The organism is Oleiphilus sp. HI0086 (assembly GCF_001635225.1).
In genome coordinates, this window is record NZ_LWFZ01000336.1 from 1 (window position 1) to 477 (window position 477).

The following is a 477-nucleotide window of genomic DNA, read 5'->3' on the forward strand; positions in this document are numbered from 1 at the left end:
ATCAATAATAAACTTTCAAAAAATCCAAAAAAAAAGGCGCCCACCGATTAGTCGCCTCTAATGAGACCACTAACTGATGAGCACCTTTGCTCGTTCAAACCTGACCGCGCCATTGCGATCTTGTTTGATGTCTTTCTGATCGCCGTTGATAGAAAGACATTATGTTTTGTTTCATGAACGCCTTGCGTTCGTAGATATACTAGTTAAAGCACAAGCCGTGCCAACTTTTTATCCCTTATATATCAACTACTTGACAATATCACGCAGAAATACGACCCATTTCAGTGCACCAAGCACTTACTAACGACTTGCTTTAGGGCTACTCGACATCACCCAATAAGGAAAACACATCAATAATGCTTTCAGCCACTTTCACAATCGGCTGCCCCTTATCCATCGCCAACTTTCTAAGAGAGGTATATGCCTCATCTTCACTCAGGCCCTTCTGTTTCATCAACAAACCTTTAGCCTTCTCTA

At 41.7% G+C, this 477-nt stretch carries 1 protein-coding gene; it reads right to left on the minus strand.

Annotated features, from left to right (window positions below; genetic code table 11):
- Positions 1-319: 319 nt before the first annotated feature.
- Positions 320-477: ANTAR domain-containing response regulator (locus tag A3756_RS28965; protein WP_156490259.1), on the minus strand; the 158-nt coding region annotated here is incomplete at its 5' end.